This is a genomic window from Rhizobium sp. EC-SD404 (assembly GCF_902498825.1).
In the GTDB taxonomy this organism is placed as follows: Bacteria; Pseudomonadota; Alphaproteobacteria; order Rhizobiales; family Rhizobiaceae; genus Georhizobium.
The window spans coordinates 1-6,113 of sequence record NZ_LR701454.1; the positions used below are offsets into that span (position 1 = coordinate 1).

Annotated in this window: 6 protein-coding genes; 4 read left to right on the forward strand and 2 right to left on the reverse strand. The window is 55.9% G+C overall.

What is annotated here, in order from left to right; genetic code table 11:
- Positions 1–412, reverse strand: a 412-nt coding sequence (locus GC125_RS00420; protein WP_199864382.1) for a recombinase family protein, incomplete at its 3' end; no start/stop codon positions are given.
- 748 nt (positions 413–1,160) lie between these two features.
- The gene (locus tag GC125_RS20405) at positions 1,161–1,754 is read right to left on the reverse strand and encodes a PRC-barrel domain-containing protein (RefSeq protein WP_151983229.1); all 594 of its coding nucleotides are present in this window, start codon (positions 1,752–1,754) and stop codon (positions 1,161–1,163) included.
- Between the two features lie 389 nt (positions 1,755–2,143).
- Here GC125_RS20405 and GC125_RS00430 point away from each other — a divergent pair, with 389 nt between their 5' ends.
- From GC125_RS00430 to GC125_RS19875, 4 genes are all read left to right on the forward strand, one after another.
- The gene (locus GC125_RS00430; RefSeq protein ID WP_151983230.1) at positions 2,144–3,496 is read left to right on the forward strand and encodes a TadE/TadG family type IV pilus assembly protein; all 1,353 of its coding nucleotides are present in this window, start codon (positions 2,144–2,146) and stop codon (positions 3,494–3,496) included.
- Between the two features lie 458 nt (positions 3,497–3,954).
- Positions 3,955–4,506, forward strand: coding sequence for a hypothetical protein (locus tag GC125_RS00440; protein WP_199864383.1), 552 nt, complete (start codon positions 3,955–3,957; stop codon positions 4,504–4,506).
- 303 nt (positions 4,507–4,809) lie between these two features.
- The gene (locus GC125_RS00445; protein WP_151983232.1) at positions 4,810–5,079 is read left to right on the forward strand and encodes a hypothetical protein; all 270 of its coding nucleotides are present in this window, start codon (positions 4,810–4,812) and stop codon (positions 5,077–5,079) included.
- Positions 5,080–5,197: 118 nt separating this feature from the next.
- The gene (locus tag GC125_RS19875) at positions 5,198–5,368 is read left to right on the forward strand and encodes a hypothetical protein (protein WP_199864384.1); all 171 of its coding nucleotides are present in this window, start codon (positions 5,198–5,200) and stop codon (positions 5,366–5,368) included.
- The last annotated feature ends 745 nt before the right edge of the window (positions 5,369–6,113 follow it).

Genomic DNA, 6,113 nt, shown 5'->3' on the forward strand with positions numbered 1-6,113 from the left:
GACCTTCCAGGCCGCGATGCGTCTTGAGCGCAAGGTCCTTGAGGAAGAGCGCGTTCATCGTGCCCTTCAGCCCGACATGGATCTCGCTGACTTCCCCCTCGGCGCACGTGACGATCGCGATCCCCTGGAACTGCAGGGTCTTATACAGTCCGGCGATCGTCTCCTGGTCGCGGCTCAGGCGATCGAGCCCTTCGCACACCACAACATCGAACGCGTTGCGGCGCGCGTCAGTCAGCATCTTCTGATAGCCGGACCGAAGTGTCGTCGCACCGGATCGGGCGCGATCGGCATAGATCTCGCCAACCTGCCAGCCGCGGCCTTCGATCAGAGCCCGGGCATTGCGCACCTGGTCGTCAATCGAGGCTTCCTGCTGCAGCTCCGTCGAAAAGCGGGCGTAAATCGCAGCGCGCATGGGGGAGGTCTCCGGATTGGTGAACTGGGTGGGCGGACCCGGCCGAATGAAGAGGATGAGGATGGGGCAGGTAAAATGCCTTCAAGCCTAATGCTGCCCCGCTCGCTGCGCAGCTGTCAATCGGCCTTCCGGACTCGTCGGAACGCTTTCGCATCAGCGAGCTTTGTCGTCTGTGAAATGGCAAAGTGCCGAGGCAAGCACAGTGGAAAAGAAGAACCGCGGCCCAGTTCCGTTCGAGAGCTGAAAAGTACGCACAACGTATCAAAGCGTTGCTGTAGGGTTCATTGTGCCTGAATTGGCGACGGATCGATCTGCGATAGTCGAGAAAAATTGCATAAAGAGAAGGGAATACGGAACGGCATCCAGAGAGCGCAGTTGATGTGGGGAGCGCTTAGCTTTCCCCTGAAGACGAACAGTCAACGGTCATCACTGGAGGGTCGAGAGACTGAGGACGCGATCGATGAAGTTTGGAAAAGGAGATCGGCGAGAAGACGACCGGGTGAGGGTTCACAGACGAGCACCGCGCGATCGCCTTTACGTCCCGACGCTACGAACAATGAAGTTGGCTTACGATCCCGCGCCGAGCAAAGGATACCGTTCGTATGACTTTACGCTCGCGGATCTCAAGTACGTCGCCGCAAACGACAATTATCGACCGTCAAAGTGCAATGTGGCGCTCTTAGGAGCGGCGTTCTTTGCGCTTGCCTTTGCAGGCTTCTGCTGGCAGTTGGCTTAAAGTTGGAGCATCTTAGCGCGACATCAGTGGTTCGCCGGCTGCGCAGCGACCAACCGATGACGCGGCGCGCGAGAACAGGTCGATGCCATGGCCAGATGAGAAAACGCATGGGTCCGGATTGAGTTGATACCTGTCATCCATGCCTTGTTCGGCGCATCGACATCGAACTGCCGGGAAGGAGTATTGTCCACCACAACCAACGGTTTGCGGCCATAGAAGGCGGGGAGACGCTTGTGGCCCAATCTGCGCCTTGATCCCGCCCGATGCCGGGATGTGATTGGGGCACTTGGTTACTTCGTGCTTGGGGCGGTTGTCATGCAGTGTGCGATAGCCGTAGAGGCTGCCGCTTTCTTGCCATACATTGCCGAGAATCGATCCGCTTTCGTCACGCATGATGTCCAGTTCGCTCGCTGCGACTGCAACAGACTTTGCCCCAAAGCCAAGGAAGCCGCCGCGTTCGATTACGACGCGACCGGTATTCCCGACGCCATGCATGTGAGCGACCGTGCCGACCTTCTTGTCGTTCTGTCCATATACTGTGGCGCCCTTGAGGTTGCGTTCTGTGATCTCGACATCCGAAAGTCTGATGTGCTTGCTGTGGTCCATTGTTCTGGCTCCTCTTGTTTTGCGAGAGGGCAAGACTGGGCTCGCGTCTCTGTTACATCGAATAATGAGAAATGTAATCGTTATATTCCGCGATAACCTAGAGAATCTCGTCTACCGCGAAGAGAACCGGCTGAACATGCGGTAGGTGCTAGAAGATCGCATCGAGATCCGGCTCTTGGGTTTGGTGACGGTGAATTCATGCATTCCCAGTGGAAGTGTAGCCGCTTAAGCATCGGAAATTTGCAGCGGATCGAGCTTGTTGTGTCGAGCGACTAATGCCGGCTAATAGAACTAGGTGATACGTATTGAGTTAAAATCCAACAAATTAATCAACGCTCCTTTATCGTCTGTTCCTTAAGATCGCTGAGCTCGTGTTGGGGGGCTCGATAATGGTTGCGCAGCGCCACTATGCACTAATTCGCAGGTTCCTTGAGGATCGGCGAGGAAACATTGCCGTCCTTTTTTCGCTGAGTCTCGTGCCCATGCTTGCAGCTGGTGCGCTCGCTGTCGACGGCGCGAATGCCTTCCGGCAGGCGACGGAGATGCAGCGGGCGCTTGACAGTGCCGCAATCGCAGCAGCTGTTGAACACGGTAACGGCGGCTCGTCTGCGGATCTAAGTGAGGCGGCCAACGAGGCATTCTGGGCAAATTTTTACCAATCGGCTGTTGTGCTTCCTCATGCGGCAGCGGAGCCTGTGCTTGACGAGAGCTTAGAGACGAGCCGGCCATACGTTGGTGTTGAACTGTTGCCGGGACTTCTCGAAGATCAGGTGGCAGTCGAGATCGATCTTGCTTACGAGCCCGTCTTCTGGTCCCGCATATCCTTTCCTATTGCGAAGCGGGCCGTTGCTGGCCGCGCACCGGATCTTGAAGCTTGCATCCTCGCACTCGCAAAGACGGCACCTAGAGCCTTCGAAGTAAGCGGAAGTGCAGAGGCCGACATGAGCGGCTGCACGATCACCGCCAATTCAATTCATCAAGAGGCCATCTATCTCGGTGGTGCTGGCGCATTGGTTGCCGAATGCCTCTACGCGTCAGGCGGTATAGCGATCAATTCCTTGAACATTGAACTCGCATGTGCGCAGCCGCGAGAGGGAACGCCTCAAGTTCGCGATCCATTTTCGCGCATAGCATTGCCAAGATTGCATCATCGAGTGGACCTCTCTGGCTGCGGCCAAAACTTCGTCACCGGTGGTGGTGGCAATGGCGATTGCAACGGCACCGGAAGGACGCCGAATGGCGCAAAAAGCGACTACGTCGTTCAACTGAAGCCGGGTACCTATTCCGACCTTGAAATTAAAGGGAATGTGCAGCTCGCCTCGGGAGAATACTTGATCGATGGAGGCTCCCTGAAGCTGACGAGCCAATCGATTGTCTCGGGTGAAGGCGTCACGTTTTTCCTCATGAATGGTGCAGACCTCGAAATCCAAGGAGGAGCAACCTTCCACTTATCTCCACAGCTGGAAGGCGATTGGGCAGGATTTGTGTTCGTCGCCGAGCGAGGAAACACGTCCGAAGCCATCATCACCGGGAATAGCTCTTCTACGCTGACCGGGATAATCTATCTGCCAGACGTCGTGGAACTGCAGTTCTCGGGAAACAGTAACACCAGCGGAGAATGCATCCGCATCATTGCGCAGGAAATCACGCTCATAGGCAATGCGAAATTTAAGATGGATTGCGATCCGGAGCTCGCGAACATGCATATCCAGAACCCTGGAGCGATCCGCCTGGTTGAGTGAATGCTGCGGTAATTGTCACGTTTAAGACCGGCGAATGTGTCGCGTTGCTGGGGCATTGACACCAACGATGGCCGTCATCTTTGAGATGGGACCAGCGACGAAAGGTCTTGACGCACCACAATTGCTGAATCTGTAGCCATCGTGAGGCGAATGTCAGTCCCCGCGAAAACTGATGTCTCGCGCAGCGCTTGCGCGTTATTGCTGCCTTTCGAACGACGCTGCGCAACCGTTGCCACAACGCGCATCGGCATCGGGAGCACCAATAGAATCACCGCCATCGAAGTCCGGGGTACTACCCACGTAATTGGTTCCAAGGCGCTAGCTAAAAATTAAGCGCGCGACGGAAACCGAACGTGACTTGCCCTGTCACGTTGTTAGCAATGTCACAAGCTAGCTCTCTCTGCGCTGGGACAAATTGAACGGTGTCAGCACCGGTCAATCAGTAAGGAGAAGACAACATGAAGATGTTCACCAAAACCACTGTCGCCGCCATTATCGCCACCGGCCTGCTTGCGGGTACTGCATATGCACAGGTTGGCGTCGGAGGCTCAGTCGGCGGATCGGCTGGAGCTGGAGCTGGGGGGGCTGGAGCGGGAGTCGGCGCAGGCGTCGGCGCTGGAGCATCCGGTTCTGCGGGCGCCGGCATGGGCCATGATGCTGGCGGAAATGCTGGCGTTGGAGTTGGCCAGGATGTGACAGGATCGGTCAATGGTCGAGCAGACTTCGGCCAAGCCATTTCGTCCATTCGTTCAGCATCGACTGAAGTCGAGTCCATGAGCGAGATTTCATCGGTCGAAGTCGTGGATGCCAACATGGCAGCGCAGGGCCAGAGCGGCGTCGCATTGGAAAATGCCATTGCTGACAATGAGGATGCAATAGCCGAATTGCAGCAGTCGATTGAGGGCAACGCTGACCTTATGACTGCACTTGAAGCTGAAGGCGTGGAGCCTTCTAGTGTAGTGGCTCTGCAGACCGGCGCAGACGGCTCTGTCACGGTCTTCACGCGCTAGTCATCCAGCGCAAAGATAGCGTCTGTTGATCAAATGATGATGCCCGGCCACGATCGGTGGCTGGGCATTCATGTGCGAATGACCCGAAAGATCCTTATCGTGCTGCGAGATGAATTCGCACCGGAGCATCGGGACTACTAGAGAGATCAATGGCCACTGGCTGCCTGTCGAGCTTCCGATGACGCCAATCATTACGACAAGCACAGCTGTACAAAGCGGTTGAGCTCAGATCCTTCCCGAGCCAAAAGTCCTGCTGGCAATTGCGGAAACAGACTTTATATCGGTTCTCCAATCCGAGGGCCGATGATGAAAGTGATGATTTACAGCGCCGATCATTCGAACGGCATCTTGGTCAACTGGACTGCCATTCCCCGGGTTGGGGACTCTATCGTGTTGCCGCTAGACGAAGACCAAAAGGTTTATGAAGTCGAAGTCGTTCGCTGGTTGCTGGATATTTGCGGCAACCAGATTGGTCTCGAAATCCACATGGGTATCGGCGTAGACGCCGACGTCGACAGTCGTGACCCGAACAAAGCTCTTTCCGGTGAGGGTTCCTCAACTTCAGTGACCTAGCTCGGGAGACACACCGCGTGTTGATGGATCGCGGATGTTCATCAGGATCCCCAGCCCCGACGCCGCTACCCACAACTCTCCTTACTAGAACCTTCGACAGGATCACTGTTCAGCGGCGATGGCTCTTCAGGACTGGGATCGCATCGGCGTTTCAACAGGTCGCCGCGTCTGGAGCTGCTTCGGAACCGTCAACCTGCTTTCTCAAAAACAGTTTTTCGAAACAACGCTGCTTCTTTCAACTCTGCAGCGGACCGGCCGCGAACATTCTATGGCGATGATGGCTCAGTGACGCGGCCTTACCTTTTCCGAAGTGATGCGCAGTTGCTAGTGGCATTGCGCCTCTAAAGCCAATCGCAAAGGCAAACTTCGTGGCCCACGCCCGGTCGCTAATGCCTGCCAGCGGCACTAACGTGCCCCGGCGATTTTGCGAGAGATGGTGGACCGAGACAGGCTAGTATTGGAAATGAAGGTATTTAATGCGGACGATACGATCTGGCTGCAACATTGCTGCACTGCCTCTTGCTTGTCATTCAGGCTATGATCCTCACAATGTGCATTCCGCAATCGCAAGAACGTTTCTGCGCACCTTCGCGCCACGGCGAAACAGCTACGGTCGCACAAGGCACACTCCGAGCTAGCGGCCGCGTCAAGACCAAGACCGACAGCAAATTCGAGATCCTAGCGAAGGCGACCTGGTTTGCACGACTGCCAAACCCGGCGAAAGCGAAACAACTCTAAACGAGGCGCGCCGTTAGTCTCGTGTTAAGCAAGGTCGCGCATCTTGGCCTTGCGGGGCGATCGTATGGCGTTCCCCGTATCTCTCGACTGTTCGTCCGGGCACGATCGCATTAGCGGCTCCCGCGCGACATGCAGTCCGCATACATCAACTCAGCCATGTTCATGCGTAATAACAGTCCGTCTCCTACGTTAAGGGCTGATTGCAATTCTGCGGTTCGCGTCCATGTGGACGTAAAGCGTTTCGCGTCGCCTACAACGGCGATGCGGTGAAGACTCCTGTTTCGTCATGATTGCCG

Coding starts and splice junctions, on each gene's coding strand:
- GC125_RS00445 (WP_151983232.1), top strand. CDS start 4,810: ATGATGAAAGTGATGATTTACAGCGCCGATCATTCGAACGGCATCTTG.
- GC125_RS20405 (WP_151983229.1), bottom strand. CDS start 1,754: ATGGACCACAGCAAGCACATCAGACTTTCGGATGTCGAGATCACAGAA.
- GC125_RS00430 (WP_151983230.1), top strand. CDS start 2,144: ATGGTTGCGCAGCGCCACTATGCACTAATTCGCAGGTTCCTTGAGGAT.
- GC125_RS19875 (WP_199864384.1), top strand. CDS start 5,198: ATGGCTCTTCAGGACTGGGATCGCATCGGCGTTTCAACAGGTCGCCGC.
- GC125_RS00440 (WP_199864383.1), top strand. CDS start 3,955: ATGAAGATGTTCACCAAAACCACTGTCGCCGCCATTATCGCCACCGGC.